Source organism: Streptomyces sp. NPDC055025 (assembly GCF_053608565.1).
In genome coordinates this window covers 1-16,385 of sequence record NZ_JBSGVS010000041.1, presented here as the reverse complement: position 1 = coordinate 16,385, position 16,385 = coordinate 1, and the positions used below count along the sequence as shown (strand labels likewise).

Sequence of the window (16,385 nt, the reverse complement as noted above, 5' to 3'; positions counted from 1 at the left end):
GCGCAAGGCCGCCTAGGTCCTGTCCGCTCCCGTGCTGTCCGTGTGGTCCCCCCGGCCGTCGTGTTCGCCGTCCGGCTGTTCGATGACCTGGGCGATATAGAGCGCCTCGCCCAGCTTCTCGACCAGTTGGAGCTGGGTGTCGAGATAGTCGATGTGGTGTTCCTCGTCCGCCAGGATCGATTCGAAGATCCTCTTCGACGTATGGTCCCCCTTGGCCCGCATGACCTCGATCCCGCGCTTGAGCCGGTCGATCGCCTCCACCTCGACCTCACGGTCGGCCTGGAACATCTCCGTCACGGTCTGGCCCACCCGTACATGGAAGAGCCGCTGGTAGTTGGGCAGGGCCTCCAGGAAGAGAATCCGGTCGGTGAGCCGTTCGGCATGCCTCATCTCGTCGAACGACTCCGCCCGGGTGTACTGCGCGAGCTTCGTCCAGCCGAAGTTCTCCTGCATCTTCGCGTGCAGAAAGTACTGGTTGATCGCGGTCAGTTCGGCGGTGAGCTGCTCGTTGAGGAACTCGATGACCTCGGGATCGCCCTGCATCGCAGACTCCTTCCTGGCGGGTGACGGGGGCGGAATGCGCGCATCCTGGCACCTTGGCCAGAATTCTTCCATTAAGTACATGCTTAGCAGGAATTGACAGAATCGGTCCCGACCTGGTCATGACCACCCCTCCCCGTCTGTCACCATGGAAGGCATGGGTCAGCCGGAGAGCCGGGAGTGCCGGGAGCCGGCACAGGCCGAGCTACCACCAGGGCAGCGCGTGCAGCGCGGCTGGCCGGTGACCCATTACGGACCCGTACCGAGGTTCAAGCCGGACCGCTGGGAATTCCGGGTCTTCGGTGCCACCGCGGACGGTGACAAGCGCTGCTGGAACCATGACGAGTTCTCGGCGCTGCCGTTCTCCACCGTGGTCGCGGATCTGCACTGTGTGACGAAGTTCAGCATGGTGGGAGCCGAATGGGGTGGGGTGCCCGCCCGTACGATCCTGGATCTGGCGCCGCCCGCGCGGACCGCCACCCATGTGATGGTCTGGGCCGAGTACGGCTTCAGCTCCAATCTGCGGCTCGCCGACTTCCTGTCCGACCGTACGATCTTCGCCACCCATAAGGACGGTGAGCAGCTCACCGCCGAACACGGTTTCCCGGTCCGGCTCGTCGTCCCGCATCTGTACGCCTGGAAGGGACCGAAGTGGGTCCGGGGCGTGGAGTACATGACCGCCGACCGCCGTGGCTTCTGGGAGGAACGCGGCTACCACAATGTCGGCGACCCCTGGGCCGAACAGCGCTATTCCTATCAGGAGCTGCCGGGCGACGGCCCGGAACTGTAGACGGACGGACGGGCCCGCGGGCCCGCGGGCCCGGCGGGGGATCAGCCGTCACGCAGCTTCTTCAGCAGCCGTATGTCCGCCGCCTGTCCCTCCTTGCCGCCCGGTGTCTCGATCACCAGCGGTACGTTCTCGGTCGCCGGATGCGAGAACAGCTCACCGAACGGCTCCTCGCCGATCAGGCCCGCCCCGATGTTCATGTGCCGGTCCTTGTTCGCGCCGGCGACATCCTTGGAGTCATTGGCGTGGATCAGCTTGAGCCGCCCCTCACCGACCGTGTCGACCAGCAGGTCCAGGGTCTGCCGCATACCGTGCGGGCCCGCGAGATCGTGACCCGCGGCGAAGATATGGCAGGTGTCCAGACAGATCCCCAGCTTGGGATGCGAGTCGAGCGCCTCGAAGTACGGGCCGAAGTCCCAGGTCCTCGAACAGAGCGAGAAGCCCTGTCCGGCCGTCGACTCCAGCAGGAGGAACGGGTCGTCGTCATGGGTCAGCTCGTCCAGGAGCGGCAGCATCAGCTCCCTCACCTGCGCGAGCGCCACCTCACGGGTACGACCGCCGGTCGCCGACCCCGTATGCACGACGACACCCAGCGCGCCGATCTCCCGGCCCCTGCGCAGGCTGTGCCGCATGGAGGCCACCGACTGCTCGGCGGTCGCCTCGGTGTGCGAGCCGAAGTTGATCAGGTAAGGAGCGTGTACGTACGCGCTGATCCCCTCGGCCGCGCACTCCGCGCGGAACCGCTCGTCCTGCGCGGGATTCCCGGGGGGCGTCGCCCAGCCGCGCGGATTGGCGACGAAGACCTGGACGGTCTCGGCGTCCAGATCACGCGCGTACGTCAGACCGTTCGTGGCGAGGCCGCCGGCCACGGGGACATGGCCGCCGACGGGGTTGCGCATGGCCGGCTAGATTCCCTCGGTCTTGATGGTGATGGTGCTGCCCTCGGGAGCCTGCTCGCCGCCCTCGACGGACTGCTCGGCCACGGTGTCGCCCAGGAACGGGAAGCCGCGGTCGACCTCGACCACGAACCCGGCCGCCTCCAGCAGACTCTTGGCGCTGTCGGTCGTCTCCCCGACGACATCCGGTACGGGGACCAGGCGCGGGCCCTTGGAGACCGTCAGGGTGACGGTCTCACCACGGGCGACCTGTGAGCCCTCCGCCGCCGACTGCCGGGCGACGGTGTCCGCGTCCTCGGGGGAGTTCACCCGCGCGGCGGCGATCCTGACCCTGAGCCCGGCCTCCTCCAGCTCGCTGGTGGCCTCGGGCACGGACTCCCCGGTCACATCGGGCATATCGATCGGAACGCCCTTGCTCACCACGAGCGCCACCCCGGAATCGGGCCGCACACCGGTCCCGGCCGCGGGCGACGAACGCACCACGGAGCCCTGGGCGGTCCCCTCGTCGAACTCCCGGGTGACGATCCCGGCGGCCAGACCGGCCCGCTTCAGCGCACGTCTCGCCTCGGCCAGGGGCACCCCCGCCACCTCGGGGACCTGGACGATCTCCGGGCCGCGCGAGACGACGAGAGTCACCGGGCCGTCACCACGGATCCGGGCACGCGGCCCGGGATCGCTGCGTATGACGCTGCCCCGCTCGACGGTCTCGCTGAAGTCCTCGGTGACCCTGGCGTCGAGTCCCGCGTCGGAGAGCCGCTTCCTGGCCTCCTGCTCGCTCTGGCCGAGCAGCGAGGGGACGCGGGTGAACTGACCGGAATTGATGTACCAGACACCCGCGCCGACACCGAGCACCAGCAGCACGGCGACGACCGCCGCCACGATGCCCCTGCGGGGCACGGTCACGCGCCGGCGGGGCGGGGGCGGGGAGCCGGGCGGAACCATCTCCAGCCGGCTGGTGTGCAGGACACGGCGCGGGATCACCGCCGTACGGTTCTCGGCGCCCGCCTCCCCGGTGGTCCTGGCCCCCGGCGGTACGGCGTCGAGCTGTGCGTCACCGAGCGCGGCGCGCGCCACACGGGCCCTGGCGAGCAGCGCCACCGCGTCCTCGGGCCGCAGCTCCGGATCCCGGGCGGTGGCCGCCGCGACCAGCTCGTCCAGCTCGGCGGCGAGCCCGGGAACACTGGCCGACGGCGCGGGGACGTCCTCGTTGAGATGCCGGTAGAGCACCTGCGCGGGGGTGTCCCCGCCGTGCGGCTTGGCACCGGTCAGCATCTCGTGGAGGACGACCCCGCAGGCGTACACATCGACCCGGGTGTCGGACGTGCCGTACTCGATCTGCTCCGGTGCGAGATACGACACGGTGCCGAGCACGGTCCCGGTCGTCTGGGTGACATCACCCACGGCCCGGACGAGCCCGAAGTCCGCGACCTTGACCCGCCCGTCGTCGCCTATCAGCACGTTCTCCGGCTTCATGTCCCGGTGGACGAACCCGGCCCGGTGGGCCGCGCCGAGCGCCGCGAGCACGGGCTCCAGGATGTCCAGCGCGGCCCGCGGCTGGAGCGCGCCGCGCTCACGCAGCACGTCACGGAGGGTGCAGCCCGCGACGTACTCCATCGCGAGATAGACATAGGCGCCCTGCGCGCCCTGGTCGAAGACCGCCACCACATTGGGGTGCGACAGCCGGGCCACGGACTTGGCCTCACGGATGAACCGCTCCACGAAGGTGACGTCGGTGGCGAGCGCGGGATGCATCACCTTGAGGGCCAGGACCCGGTCCAGGCGGGTGTCGAGGGCCCGGTAGACCGTGGCCATGCCACCGACGGCGATACGCGCGTCGACGCGGTAACGACCGTCGAGCACCTGCCCGACGATGGGGTCGTGAAGGGTGGTGTCCACGCCCCGAGTCTACGGTCACGCCTCCCGGCTGAGGGGCCGTGGTTCGGGGGTGCGCTTCGGCGGGGGCGGTTCTCAGGGGGCGGGTCCGTCCGCGTGACGGTTCCGTCCTCAATCGCCGGACGGGCTTGAATCGCGGCCCGCGGCCGGACCCCCGCACCCACCGCCGGCCCCGCGCCCCCACGACCCCTAGCCGGGAGGCGGAAACGCCGGGCGTTCCGGGTCCAGGTCGCCCCGGCCGTCCCTCGGCGACGACGCCGTCGCGAAGTGGCGGCGGGGGATCCGTCCCGCCCGGTACGCCAGCCGTCCCGCCTCCACCGCGTGCCGCATCGCCTCCGCCATCAGCACCGGCTCCCGCGCCCGGGTGACCGCCGACGCCAGCATCACCGCCGCGCACCCCAGCTCCATCGCCAGCGCCGCGTCCGACGCGGTGCCCGCGCCCGCGTCCAGGATCACGGGCACGCCCGCCCGCTCCACGATGAGCTCGAAGTTGTGCGGGTTGCGGATCCCGAGGCCCGAGCCGATCGGCGAGCCCAGCGGCATGATCGCGGCGCAGCCGACGTCCTCCAGCTTTCTGGCGAGCACGGGATCGTCGTTGGTGTACGGCAGCACCGTGAACCCGTCGTCGACCAGCGTCTCGGCCGCGTCCAGCAGCTCGATCGGATCGGGCAGCAGGGTCCGCTCGTCCGCGACCACCTCCAGCTTGATCCACTCCGTACCGAGGGCCTCGCGCGCCAGCCGGGCGGTCAGGACCGCCTCGCCCGCCGTGAAGCACCCCGCCGTGTTGGGCAGGGCGCGGATGCCCAGGGAGCCGAGTACGGAGAGGACCGAGCCCCGGACCGTGGGGTCGAGACGGCGCATCGCGACCGTGGTGAGTTCCGTGCCCGAGGCGCGCAGGCAGCGTTCCAGCACATCGAGGCTGGGCGCCCCGCCGGTCCCCATGATCAGCCGTGAGTTGAGGACGGTGGAGCCGATGGTGAGCCGGTCGTCGGCCATGGCGGCTCAGCCTCCCTGGACCGCGGTGAGGACTTCCACCCGGTCGCCGTCGCCGAGCACCGTGCCGGACCAGTGGCCGCGCGGTACCACCGTCTCGTTGACGGCGGCGGCGACACCCGAGGGCGCGGGGGTGAGGGAGGCGACCAGGATGTCGAGGGTGGTGCCGGGGGCGAGGGCGCGGGCCTCGCCGTTCACGGAGACGGTCACACGGACGGAGGTGCTCATACGGTCAGCTCCCGCGGTACGGAGGTGAGGTCCTGCGGTACGGAGGTGAAGCGGCGCGCGGTGAAGGGGCGTGCCACGTCCGGGAGTTCGCCGGTGGTCAGCGCCGAGGCCAGCGCGTCGCCGGTGACCGGTGTGAGCAGCACCCCGTTGCGGTGGTGCCCGGTCGCGAGATGCAGCCCCGGCAGCGCGGTCGGCCCCAGCAGCGGCGCGTTGTCCGGCGAGCCGGGGCGCAGTCCCGCGCCGGTCTCGGTGAGCGGCAGCTCGGTGATGCCGGGGACCAGTTCATGCGCGTCCCGCAGCAGTTCGTACACCCCGCCCGCGGTGACGGTGGTGTCCCAGCCCAGTTCCTCGCTGGTGGCGCCGACGACCAGCTCGCCGTTCTCGCGCGGCACCAGATACACCTGGCTGCCGCGCACCACGGCCCGGACCGTCCTGGACAGGAAGGGCGCGTACGGACGGGGCACCGTCAGCCGCAGGACCTGGCCCTTGACGGGCCGTACCGGCGGCAGGACATCGTCCGGGACGCCCGCCAGCCGTCCGCTCAGACTGCCGGCCGCCACCACCACCTGGTCCGCGGTGAGCGCGCGCCCGCCGTCCAGTACGGCGCCGGTGGCCCGGTCCCGTACGACGGACAGCCGCTCGGCCCAGGCGCGGTGGAAGACCACCCCGGCCCGTTCGCAGGCCGTGAGCAGGGCCGAGGCCAGCCGGCGGGGGTCGATCTGGTGGTCGCCGTCCACGCGCAGACCACCGCGTACGCCCGGCGCGAGCATCGGTTCGAGGCGCCGGCACTCGCGCCCCGTGAGCCACTCGGACGTCAGGCCCGAGCGCCGCTGAAGGGCGTGCAGTTCGCGCAACTCGGCGCGGTCGTCGGTGTCGAGGGCGACGGCGAGGGTGCCGCAGGCGCGGTAGCCGGTCTCCTGGCCGCTCGCCTCCTCCAGCTCGGCCACGAAGTCCGGATAGCGCTCCGCCGAGGCGAGATTGAGCCCCAGCAGGAGCTGTTCGCCGTGGTGGAGTTCGGTGACGGCGGCGAGCATGCCCGCCGCCACCCGCGCGGCGCCCCCGCCGGGACCGGGATCGACGACGGCGGTGCGCAGTCCGCGCTGCGCGGCCCGCCAGGCCGTGACCAGACCGATGATCCCGCCGCCGATGACCAGGACATCGGAAGCGGTCTTCTCCTGAGACGACTGCATGGGCGTCCAGCCCCTCCCTTCGCCGGCATGACCCGGATCAGGTTCGTACGGTCGGAGGCCGCTTCAGCCTCCCTCTCAGCCCGGTGCGTCCGGACTCCCGCGAGGTAGTGTCGACGGCCAGCGTAACGCGCGCCCCGCCGCGTGGTAAGGCCGTCCGGCCGGGGGCGGGGGCGGGAGCGTCCCTCCGTACGGCGCCGGAACATCCGTCCTCCCGATGGCCGTCGGCTGCTTAAGGTGATCGGGTGAGCGAGCAGAAGCAGAGCCGGCGCGAACAGCCGGGCGTCGTCATCGTCGGTGCGGGCATGGCGGGTGCGCAGACCGCCGTGGCCCTGCGGGAGAAGGGCTACGAGGGGCCGGTCACCCTGATCGGCGCGGAACCCCATCCGCCGTACGACCGGCCCCCGCTCTCCAAGGCGGTCCTGCTGGGCACGGCGGACGGCTCGGCCTTCGACATCGACTTCGAGGCGCTCTCCGTCCGGCTGAGACTCGGTGTCGAGGTGACCGGACTGCGCCCCGGCGCGCGGGAGGTCGACACCGCGGCCGGGCCCGTTCCGTACGACGTACTGGTCCTCGCCACCGGCGCGGAGCCGGTCGGGCTGCCCAGCGCCGCCTCCGTGCCGGGGGTCCATCTCCTGCGGACCCTCGACGACGCCGAGGCGCTGCGGCCCGTCCTCGGCCGGCGGGACCGGATCGTGGTCGTCGGCGCCGGGTGGATCGGCGCCGAGTTCACCACCGCCGCCCGCGAGGCCGGGTGCGCCGTCACGGTCGTGGAGGCGGCGGACCGGCCGCTGCCGGGCGCCCTGCCGGCCGAGGTCGCCGCGCCGATGGCGCGGTGGTACGCGGAGAGCGGCGCCGAACTGCTGACCGGCGTCCGGGTGGCCGGTGTCGAGCCGGGCACGGTGGTCCTCGCGGACGGCCGGCGGCTGCCCGCCGACGCGGTGGTCGTGGGCATAGGGGCGCGGCCCTCGACGGACTGGCTGACCGGCTCCGGTATCGAGCTGGGCCCGGACGGGGCGATCGTCGCGGACGAGCGGCTGGCGACGTCCCTGCCCGATGTCTACGCGGTCGGCGACTGCGCGTCCTTCCCGTCCGCCCGCTACGGCGAGCGGCTGCTCGTGCACCACTGGGACAACGCGCTCCAGGGCCCCCGTACGGTCGCCGCCCAGGCCGTCGGCGAGAGCGAGCGGTTCTACGATCCCGTGCCGTACTTCTGGTCGGAGCAGTTCGGCCGGTTCGTCCAGTACGCGGGCCATCACGCGGCGGAGGACACTCTCGTGCGGCGCGGCGATCCCGCGGACGCCGCCTGGTCGGTGGTGTGGCTGCGGGACGGGGCGCTGATGGCCCTGCTCGCCGTCGGCAGGCCACGTGATCTGGCGCAGGGACGCAAGCTGATGGAGGCGGGCGCCCGGCTGGACCCGGTGTCGGCCGCCGACCCCTCCGTACCGCTGCGCAAGGCCGTTCTCTGAGGTTTCCCGGCCCACGGGCGGGCGTTTCCCGGCCGGGGACGGGCGCTTGTCCGGCGCACGGGCGGGCCCGTCGCGCTCGTTCCCGGCCGGGCGTGGCGACCGCTCCTGCCGGAGCCGGTTCGTGGCGTCTGTCAGTCCGGGATGGCACGCTTGTCGTGTGACCGAGATTGACGCAAAGATCGATGCTCTCGTCCCCGCCTGGCTTCACCTGCCCGACATCGCGGAAGCCCTCGATGTCGAGGTGACGCGCGTGCGGCAGTTGGTGAAGGAAGGGCAGCTCATCGCCGTGCGCCGCGGTGAGAACAGGACACTCCAGGTGCCCGCCGCCTTCATCGACGGCGGCAAGGTCGTCAAGGGCCTCGCCGGGACCCTGACACTGCTGAGGGACGACGGCTTCTCCGATGAGGAGATGCTCGAATGGCTCTTCACCCCCGACCCGACCCTGCCGGGCACGCCCGCGCAGGCGCTCAGCGAGAATCGCGGCACGGAGGTGAAGCGCCGGGCCCAGGCGCTCGCCGTCTGATCCACTCATCATTCGCGGTGTGCGGCGGCGCCCCCATGGCCGCGTGGCGGTCCCGGTACCGCCGCACACCGCCGACCCGACGGGGGACTTCCCATGCCCGAGGCCATGCCCAGGGCCCGCGCGTCGCTCTCCGACGCCCGGCTCTATCTCTGCACGGACGCGCGCAGGCGGCAGGGGGACCTTCCCGAGTTCCTCGACGCCGTGCTCGCGTCCGGTGTGGACATCGTGCAGCTACGTGACAAGGGCATGGAGGCGGCCGAGGAGCTGGACCACCTTCAGGTCTTCGCGGACGCCTGCCGCCGCCACGGCGCGTTGCTCGCGGTGAACGACCGCGCGGATGTGGCCCATGCCGCCGGCTCGGACGTACTGCATCTGGGACAGGGCGATCTGCCCGTCCCCGCGGCCCGCGCGATCCTCGGGGACACCCCGCTGATCGGCCGTTCCACCCATGCCGCGGCCGAGGTGGACGCGGCCGTCGTCGAGCCGGGCGTGGACTACTTCTGTACGGGCCCGTGCTGGCCCACCCCGACCAAACCGGGCCGCCATGCCCCCGGGCTCGATCTGGTGCGCCATGCCGCCGCGCTGGCCACGGACCGGCCGTGGTTCGCGATCGGCGGTATCGACGCGGGCAATCTCGACCAGGTACTGGACGCCGGTGCCCGCCGGATCGTCGTCGTACGGGCGATCACCGAGGCCGACGACCCGGCCGCGGCGACGGCCGGACTGGCCAAGCGCGTACGGGACCGGACCGTGTGACGCGACCGGACCGGAGGGGGTGACGAGACCGGACCGGACGGTGTGACGCGACCGTAAATCCAGACAAATACCCCCGTCCGGTTGGGGGACCGCCACGCCCTCGATAACCTGCACCCATGGCCTTCGGCACAGCTTCGACCAGATCGGATCACGCACTGACCGTGCGTGATCTGCTCGCGACCGGCAAGACATCGTTCTCGTTCGAGTTCTGGGCGCCCAAGACCGAGAAGGGTGAACGGAATCTCTGGAACGCGCTGCGCCGGGTCGAAGGGGTGGGGCCGAGCTTCGTCTCCGTGACCTATGGCGCGGGCGGCTCCACCCGGGCGGGCACGGTCAAGGCCACGGAGCGGATCGCCTCCGACACCACCCTCACCCCGGTCGCCCATCTCACGGCCGTCGGCCAGTCCGTCGCCGAACTGCGCAATATGGTCGGGCAGTACGCCGACGCCGGGATCCGCAACATCCTCGCCGTACGGGGCGATCCGCCCGGCGACCCCATGGGCGAGTGGGTCAAGCACCCGGACGGCGTCCGCTACGCCGCCGAACTGGTCAGGCTCATCAAGGAGTCCGGCGACTTCTGTGTCGGAGTGGCGGCCTTCCCGGAGATGCACCCGCGCTCGTCCGACTGGGACGCCGATACCAGGCATTTCGTGGACAAGTGCCGAGCGGGTGCCGACTACGCGATCACCCAGATGTTTTTCGAAACGGACGGATATCTGCGGTTGCGTGACCGGGTCGGCGCCGCCGGTTGCGCGACACCGATCATTCCCGAGATCATGCCGGTCACCAGCGTCCGGATGCTGGAGCGGCTGCCGCAGCTCAGCACGGCCGTCTTCCCGGCCGAACTGAAAGAGCGGATCCTCTCCGTCAAGGACGATCCCGCCGCTGTACGCTCCATTGGCATCGAGTTCGCGACGGAGTTCTGCGCGGAGCTGCTCTCCGAGGGTGTTCCCGGCTTGCACTTCATCACCCTCAACAACTCCACCGCAACGCTCGAAATCTACGAGAATCTCGGACTGCACGAGCAGTCGTGACCGGCCGTACCCGCCCTGTCCCGGGCGGGTGGCCGCAGGAGAGGGGCGGGCATGGGCTGGACGGTCCTCTACATCGCATTCGGCATCGTGGCCCTGTGGCTGCTGGGCGAGGTGCTGCTCCAGTACAAGGCGCGACTGCGCTGGCGACTGCTCGCCTTCAGCGGCTTCATGGGTGTGGTTCTCGGTGTTCTGCTGCCCTCGGTCCTGGTCATCGCGGTGGGTGCGATCGCGTTCGCCGTCGGTCAGACCTATGTGACGCTCTCCTTCCGCCGCGGCTTCTCCACCGGCTGGGCGATAGGCGGCAGTCCGGGGGCCAGCCGCCGCCGGAAGGACACAGGCCGGTCGGCCGCCGAGCGCGAACCGTCGCTGGAGGTCTCGGATCTGGAGTACCAGCCGGCCGCCGCGCCCGCGGAGACCACCGCGGCCTATGAGCCGGAGCCGGTCTACGAGCCGGAGCCGATGCCCGACGACACCGGGCAGTACGGCGTCTACAACGACTACGACACCCCGGCCCATGACGCGCCCCAGCAGGGCCGGACCCAGCAGCCCGACGCCGACGGATGGGGCAGCGGCGCGTACGACGCGTACCCCGGCTACCAGCAGCCGGCCGGCCAGGACAGCTATGCGGGACAGGGCGGTTACGCGGCGCACGACGCCTACCCGGGCCAGGACGCCTACCCGGGCCAGGACCAGGACGCCTACCAGCCGGGCCACTCGGGCGAGCACACGTACGCGAGCCAGGAGAACTACGCGGGCCAGGACGGCTACGCGCAGCAGTACGACTACGGAAACGGCCAGCAGCCGTACACCGGATACTCCGATCCGTACGCCGACCCGGCCAACGGCGGTCAGCAGTACGGCTCGTACGACAGCTTCGGCGGCCAGCAGCCGTACACCGACTCCTACGGCGGCCAGCAGCAGTACGGCGCCGAGACCCCGCCCGGCGGTGTCTGGGTCCCGCAGCAGCGCGAGGGCGAGCAGGCACCGCCGCCGCAGCAGCCCCAGCAGCCCCAACAGCAGGGCTACGACCCCGACTACAACGAGCAGCAGTACCGCTACTGACGGCCCGTCGTATCCGATCGCGGGTCAGAACAGTTCAGGTCAGGTCGGGCGGCATCGGCCGGTGGCTCACTGGGAGCCCCGGAAGCCGGCCCCCTCGACGATCAGCCCCGCCACCAGCGCCCCCGACATCCCGGCATGCGCGAGTCCGCCGCCCGGATGTGCCCAGCCGCCCGCCAGATACAGCCCGGACAGCCGCGTGGTGTTCGCCGGATGGAGCAGGCGCCCCGCCGCCCCGGCCAGCGCGGGCGCCGGCACCGAGCCACCCGCCGCACCCGTCTGCGCCGCGGTGTCGGCGGGCGTCCGTATCTCGCGCCACATCAGCCGCTCCCTGATCCCCGGAACGGCCGCCCCCGCCGCGGCCACCAGCACATCGGCGTATCGCTCGCGCAGCGCGCCGTCCGTCCAGTCCACCGGGCCCTGCGGGGCGACCGTCGCGGTGACCGTGACCGCCTCGTGGTCACCGTCGGGCCGCGTCGCCGCGTCATCGGGCCGCAGCACCGCGACCGTGGGCCGCTCGGCCGTGCGGCCCGCGAAGACCTCGGCGGCCTCGGCGCTTCCGTCGGGGGAGTGCACCACCGTACGGTGCGCGGCGTCCCCGTCCCGAGCGCCGCGCAGCGCCAGCAGCACCGTGAACCGGCCGGGCACCGGAGCGCCGCCCGCCTCCGGTGGCCGTGGCTCGCCGTCATCCCACAGCTCGCGCTCCACGAGCCGCCCCGGCGCGACGCCCGCCACGACCCGGTCCGCCGCCACGACCGTGCCGTCCGCCAGCTCGATCCCGGTGGCCCCGCCGTCCTTCTCCGCGATCCGGGTCACCTCGGCCCCGAAGACGAACTCCACCTTGCGGGCCAGGCACCGCTCGTACACCGCGCGGGCCAACTCCCGCATCCCGCCCCGCACATACCAGCTCCCGAAGGTCTGCTCCAGATAAGGGAGCAGCGCGGCGCCCGCCGGCGCGTGGCGGGGATCGAGTCCGTACGACAGGGCGTATCCGTCCAGCAGGGCCGCCAGCCGGGGATCGGCCAGCTCCCAGGCGCCGATCTCCGCGACCGTCGCGGCCCGGCGCGCGCCGCGCAGCAGCCGCCGCTGCCGCACCGCCGGATACGGATCGCGCCCGAGCACCTGCCGGTCGGTCCACAGCGGCTCTTCGAGCAGCGGCCGGCGGGAGCGGTCCCAGGCGTCACGGGCCCGGCCGAGGAAGGCCCCCCACCGCTCCCCGGCGCCCGCGCCCAGTGCCGCGTCCAGGGCGGAGACCACGCCCGCCCGTGACGCGTTCGGCAGCCGTACGCCGGTGCCGTCGGCGAAGACATGGCGGCTCGCCGGATCGACCTGACCGAGCTGGACGCACCGCTCCAGCGGCTCCTTGCCGGTCTTGACGAACAGATCGCGGTAGACGGCGGGGAGATGCAGCAGACCGGGGCCGGTGTCGAAGACGAAGCCGTCCCGCTCGAACCGGCCCAGCGAACCGCCGTACGTCGCCGAGCGTTCGTACACCGTCACCCGGTGTCCTGCCACGGCCAGCCGGGCAGCCGCCGCCATGGCGCCCGTCCCGGCGCCGATCACCACGATCCGTGCCATGCCAGGGACTTTAACGGGGCCCACCGACAGTTCAGCCGGGCGGTGCCGCCATCCCGCCTCCAGCCAGGCGTTTCTCCGCCCGGCGCTGAGCCCTGCGGCGCAGGAAGCGGCGGATCCTGGCGGCGAGGAAGGCCACCGTGGCGATACCGAGCACGAGCAGCGTGCCCGCGACGACGGCGGCGGCGACCGGATGGAAGACCGCGAAGGTGATGATCCCGGCCACGCCCAGATCCTCGGCCGTGCTCACGGCGATATTGCTGAACGGCTCGGGGGAGGTGTTGACCGCCATCCGGGTCCCCGCCTTGACGAGATGGCTCAGCAGGGCGGTCGACCCCCCTACCGCACCGGCCGCGATCTCCGGCAGCGAGCCGCTCTGCCCGGCCAGCAGCGCACCGACCACCGCCCCGGAGAGCGGTCTGACGACCGTGTGCGCGGCGTCCCAGGCCGTGTCGACGTACGGGATCTTGTCCGCGACCGTGTCACAGAGGAAGAGCACCGCCGCTGCGATCAGGACATCGGTGCGCTGCAACGACTCGGGAACCTCGTCGGTCAGCCCTGTCGCGCCGAAGACGCCGAACAGCAGGACCACCGCGTAGGCGTTGATGCCGCTGGCCCAGCCGCTGGTGAAGATCAGGGGGAGTACGGACACGGACGCGATCGTATCCAGCCGCCGCACGGCCGCGCGGGGAGTCGGAGCCGCGGTGCGCGACGGGCCGGAGTACGGAGCACTGAGTACGCGTACTCAGAGGGCGAGATGAGTAGGCGCGCGGATGGGGCGTCACCCGCCTGGACGGAAGAGTGGAGACCACAGAAGGGGCGCGGCGCCGGCACCGCCGGCACGGGGCGGCGGAACGGCGCGGCTCCCCTGACGGAACGGGGGCGTGCGACACCACGACGGGGGTGTACGGCACCACGGGGAACGCACCGGTCCGGCGCGGCTCAGGGGGACCGGGCCGCGCCGGACCGGTCGTACGCCGGTGATCGGCGACCGGTGACCGTGGGCGCCCGCGGATCCGCCCGCCGGGCCGGCACCTCTCCGAACGTGCGAACGAAGCAAAAACGCAGGTCAGAGCCGATTGTCAGTGGTGTCCTTCAGGATGGACACATACGGCCACAGCGCCGTCACACGACGACAGGAGGTTCGTCATGGCCAGCTCCTACGCCGGTGCCGCACACCGGCGCCGCACAGACGGCCCTGCCCCCTCACTGACCGGACCGCCGACCGATGTCCATCCCGTGCCGCGCCGGGCCACGGCCCCGCCCGCGGCCCTCGATCTGCTCGCCCAGGCCCGTACGGGACTTGACGAGGCAGCGGCCCTGGACACTCCGAACGAGCGCTATGCCACCGCTCATCTCGCCGCCCTGCGCACCGCCGCCGCGGTCCTCGCGGCCCGGGGCCGCCCCGAGACCACCGCGCGAAAGCGCCGCCGGATCAGGAGCGCCTGGGAGGTCCTGCCCGAGATCGCGCCCGAGCTGACCGAATGGAGCGGCCTCTTCGCCTCGGGCGCCGACCGCAGGGCGCGCGCGGAGGCGGGCATACGGGGCGCGGCGAGCAGCCGCGACGCCGATGATCTGCTGCGCGACGTGGCCATGTTCCTGCGCCTGGTGGAGCGGCTGCTGGTGCTGGAGCCGGTGCCGCCCAGGCCCCGCGCCGAGCAGCCACGGCGGGGCGGCGCCGCTGGGTGATCCGGCGCCGCTGGGGGATCTGGAGGGACGGCCGAGGCAATAGGGTGGGCGGAGCCCGCACCGTTCCACGCCCCGCCGTCCGGGGCGGCCCCGCGCCGAGGAGTCAACTGCCGTGTCGGACCGTTCCCCTGTCGCCGGTGGGGAGACGCCATCGCGCTCCCGGGGCTCCCTCCGTACCGCCGTGGTCTGGGAGGTTCTCAGGGACGCGCTCGACCACCGGGTCAAGGCGGCGGGGACGGACGTCCTGGACGTGCTCGACACGGGAGGGGGCACCGGCAGCTTCTCGGTGCCCGTCGCCCGTCTGGGGCATCGGGTGACCGTGGTCGACCCCAGCCCGAACGCGCTCTTCGCGCTGGAGCGCCGGGCGGCCGAAGCGGGGGTCGCCGAGCGTGTCCGCGGGGTGCAGGGCGATATCCACGGGCTCTTCGACGTGGTCGGGCGCGGTGGCTTCGACGCGGTGCTGTGCCACGGCGTCCTGGAGTATGTGGACGATCCCGCCGAGGGCGTACGGAACGCGGTCGACGCCCTCCGCCCGGCCGGCGCGCTCAGTCTGCTCGCCGCGGGCCTGGGCGGCGCCGTGCTGGCCAGGGCGCTCGCCGGGCATTTCAACGAGGCCCGGCGGGCGCTCGGCGACCCGGCGGGGCGCTGGGGCGAGGGCGACCCCGTGCCCAGGCGCTTCACCGCCGAGCAGCTCACGGAGCTGGTCGAGGCCGCCGGTCTGCGGATCGGCGCCGTTCATGGCGTACGGGTCTTCGCGGACCTGGTCCCCGGTGGTCTGGTGGACACCCAGCCCGGGGCGCTGGAGGCCCTGCTGAAGCTGGAGGCCGCCGCCGCCGAGCTGCCCGCGTTCCACTCCGTGGCCACGCAGCTCCATGTTCTGGGCGAGAAGCGGGACTGATCCGAAGTCCCCCTGGAATACGGGCTGAAGCACGGGCCGGAAGCCCACGGAACCCCGTCCCCCGGCCCTCTTCGGAGCCTTCCGGGAGGCCCTCCGGAGGCCTCCGGGAGGGTCCCGGGCCTGCCCCGGCCCCGGCCCGGCCGTCCCCGGGGCGCCGATCGCCCGGCTGATCAGGGGCGCAGCCGCGCATGGAGTGCGCCACAGGCCCCCCGATGGGACGTCTGGCGCCGTATGATCGGGGTACACCTTCCGGCATGACGGATCGATGGTTGGGGAATCAACGCCTCAGCGGCCGAGTCGACATGGCGGCCCGGAATGGCGAAATGGCGTTGAGGGCGGGTTTCACGGGGGCGATTCCCTGCCTATCCTTGAAGGAGCCGCATACCGGTCGCCCCCCGCGACCGACGACTAGGAGGACTCCGTGCCGCTCTCGGAGCACGAGCAGCGAATGCTCGAGCAAATGGAGCGAGCGCTGTACGCCGAAGATCCCAAGTTCGCGACAGCGCTTGAGGGAAGCGGGCTGCGTACGTACACCCGGCGACGGGTCTACCAGGCAGTAGCCGGCTTCCTGGTGGGTATCGCGCTCCTCATGGCCGGAATGGTCGCCCAGCAGATCTGGATCAGCGTGGTGGGGTTCCTCGTCATGCTGGGCTGTGCGGTCCTGGCGGTCACCGGGTGGCGCAAGGCGCCCAAACCAGGTGAGCAACCGGCGGCGGGCGCAGGCCCGGCCGCCCGACAACAACAACCCAGACAGCGTCGCTCGATGATGAACCGGATCGAGCAGCGGTGGCAGCGCCGCCGTGACGAACAGGGCCAGTGAGTCCCTGAAGGTTCTCAGGCTTGGCCGTACGACTGAGG

Annotated in this window: 17 protein-coding genes and 1 riboswitch; of the genes, 9 read left to right on the top strand and 8 right to left on the bottom strand. The window is 72.2% G+C overall.

Features of this window, described 5'->3' with window-relative positions:
* Positions 1–12: 12 nt before the first annotated feature.
* Positions 13–543 carry a bacterioferritin gene (bfr, locus tag ACWGDX_RS24375; protein WP_453628761.1) on the bottom strand — a complete coding sequence of 177 codons (531 nt, stop codon included), beginning with the start codon at positions 541–543 and terminating at the stop codon, positions 13–15.
* A gap of 154 nt (positions 544–697) precedes the next feature.
* Between bfr and ACWGDX_RS24370 the strand changes: the two genes are divergently transcribed.
* Positions 698–1,330 carry a sulfite oxidase-like oxidoreductase gene (locus tag ACWGDX_RS24370; RefSeq protein WP_453628759.1) on the top strand — a complete coding sequence of 211 codons (633 nt, stop codon included), beginning with the start codon at positions 698–700 and terminating at the stop codon, positions 1,328–1,330.
* 41 nt (positions 1,331–1,371) lie between these two features.
* Here the strand turns inward: ACWGDX_RS24370 and ACWGDX_RS24365 are convergent, their stop codons facing one another.
* The 5 genes from ACWGDX_RS24365 to thiO all read right to left on the bottom strand — a co-directional run bounded on the left by ACWGDX_RS24365 (position 1,372) and on the right by thiO (position 6,527).
* The gene (locus tag ACWGDX_RS24365; protein WP_453628757.1) at positions 1,372–2,226 is read right to left on the bottom strand and encodes a deoxyribonuclease IV; all 855 of its coding nucleotides are present in this window, start codon (positions 2,224–2,226) and stop codon (positions 1,372–1,374) included.
* A gap of 6 nt (positions 2,227–2,232) precedes the next feature.
* Positions 2,233–4,119 carry a Stk1 family PASTA domain-containing Ser/Thr kinase gene (pknB, locus tag ACWGDX_RS24360; protein ID WP_453628755.1) on the bottom strand — a complete coding sequence of 629 codons (1,887 nt, stop codon included), beginning with the start codon at positions 4,117–4,119 and terminating at the stop codon, positions 2,233–2,235.
* A gap of 186 nt (positions 4,120–4,305) precedes the next feature.
* The gene (locus ACWGDX_RS24355; RefSeq protein ID WP_453628753.1) at positions 4,306–5,112 is read right to left on the bottom strand and encodes a thiazole synthase; all 807 of its coding nucleotides are present in this window, start codon (positions 5,110–5,112) and stop codon (positions 4,306–4,308) included.
* A 6-nt stretch (positions 5,113–5,118) separates the two neighbouring features.
* Positions 5,119–5,337, bottom strand: coding sequence for a sulfur carrier protein ThiS (thiS, locus tag ACWGDX_RS24350; RefSeq protein WP_365902351.1), 219 nt, complete (start codon positions 5,335–5,337; stop codon positions 5,119–5,121).
* Positions 5,334–6,527, bottom strand: a complete 1,194-nt coding sequence (thiO, locus tag ACWGDX_RS24345) for a glycine oxidase ThiO (RefSeq protein ID WP_453628751.1) — start codon at positions 6,525–6,527, stop codon at positions 5,334–5,336. Before thiO ends, thiS begins: the two co-directional genes overlap by 4 nt.
* Positions 6,525–6,638: riboswitch (TPP riboswitch) on the bottom strand. It overlaps the preceding gene by 3 nt.
* Before the next feature lie 131 nt (positions 6,639–6,769).
* On the opposite strand from thiO, the gene ACWGDX_RS24340 reads away from it, so the two are divergent.
* From ACWGDX_RS24340 to ACWGDX_RS24320, 5 genes are all read left to right on the top strand, one after another.
* Positions 6,770–7,993, top strand: coding sequence for an NAD(P)/FAD-dependent oxidoreductase (locus ACWGDX_RS24340; RefSeq protein ID WP_453628749.1), 1,224 nt, complete (start codon positions 6,770–6,772; stop codon positions 7,991–7,993).
* A 157-nt stretch (positions 7,994–8,150) separates the two neighbouring features.
* Positions 8,151–8,516 (top strand): Rv2175c family DNA-binding protein, encoded by a 366-nt coding sequence (locus ACWGDX_RS24335; RefSeq protein WP_453628747.1) that lies wholly within the window; start codon positions 8,151–8,153, stop codon positions 8,514–8,516.
* A gap of 105 nt (positions 8,517–8,621) precedes the next feature.
* Positions 8,622–9,272, top strand: coding sequence for a thiamine phosphate synthase (thiE, locus tag ACWGDX_RS24330; protein WP_453628856.1), 651 nt, complete (start codon positions 8,622–8,624; stop codon positions 9,270–9,272).
* Between the two features lie 116 nt (positions 9,273–9,388).
* The gene (gene metF / locus ACWGDX_RS24325) at positions 9,389–10,306 is read left to right on the top strand and encodes a methylenetetrahydrofolate reductase [NAD(P)H] (RefSeq protein ID WP_383040042.1); all 918 of its coding nucleotides are present in this window, start codon (positions 9,389–9,391) and stop codon (positions 10,304–10,306) included.
* Positions 10,307–10,357: 51 nt separating this feature from the next.
* Positions 10,358–11,368: a hypothetical protein gene (locus tag ACWGDX_RS24320; RefSeq protein ID WP_453628746.1), complete on the top strand. Its 1,011-nt coding sequence runs from the start codon at positions 10,358–10,360 to the stop codon at positions 11,366–11,368.
* A 66-nt stretch (positions 11,369–11,434) separates the two neighbouring features.
* Here the strand turns inward: ACWGDX_RS24320 and ACWGDX_RS24315 are convergent, their stop codons facing one another.
* Together ACWGDX_RS24315 and ACWGDX_RS24310 are read right to left on the bottom strand one after the other, a co-directional pair.
* A complete protein-coding gene (locus tag ACWGDX_RS24315; protein ID WP_453628744.1) occupies positions 11,435–12,943 on the bottom strand; it encodes a phytoene desaturase family protein in 1,509 nt (502 codons plus the stop codon).
* Positions 12,944–12,974: 31 nt separating this feature from the next.
* Positions 12,975–13,592 (bottom strand): DUF4126 domain-containing protein, encoded by a 618-nt coding sequence (locus ACWGDX_RS24310; RefSeq protein WP_453628742.1) that lies wholly within the window; start codon positions 13,590–13,592, stop codon positions 12,975–12,977.
* A 497-nt stretch (positions 13,593–14,089) separates the two neighbouring features.
* Here ACWGDX_RS24310 and ACWGDX_RS24305 point away from each other — a divergent pair, with 497 nt between their 5' ends.
* The 3 genes from ACWGDX_RS24305 (at position 14,090) to ACWGDX_RS24295 (ending at position 16,347) form a co-directional block, all read left to right on the top strand.
* Positions 14,090–14,629 (top strand): SAV_6107 family HEPN domain-containing protein, encoded by a 540-nt coding sequence (locus ACWGDX_RS24305; RefSeq protein WP_453628740.1) that lies wholly within the window; start codon positions 14,090–14,092, stop codon positions 14,627–14,629.
* A 112-nt stretch (positions 14,630–14,741) separates the two neighbouring features.
* Complete coding sequence (locus ACWGDX_RS24300) at positions 14,742–15,527, top strand: methyltransferase (protein WP_383040033.1); 786 nt, start codon at positions 14,742–14,744, stop codon at positions 15,525–15,527.
* 421 nt (positions 15,528–15,948) lie between these two features.
* Positions 15,949–16,347, top strand: coding sequence for a DUF3040 domain-containing protein (locus tag ACWGDX_RS24295; RefSeq protein WP_365902360.1), 399 nt, complete (start codon positions 15,949–15,951; stop codon positions 16,345–16,347).
* Positions 16,348–16,385: the final 38 nt, after the last annotated feature.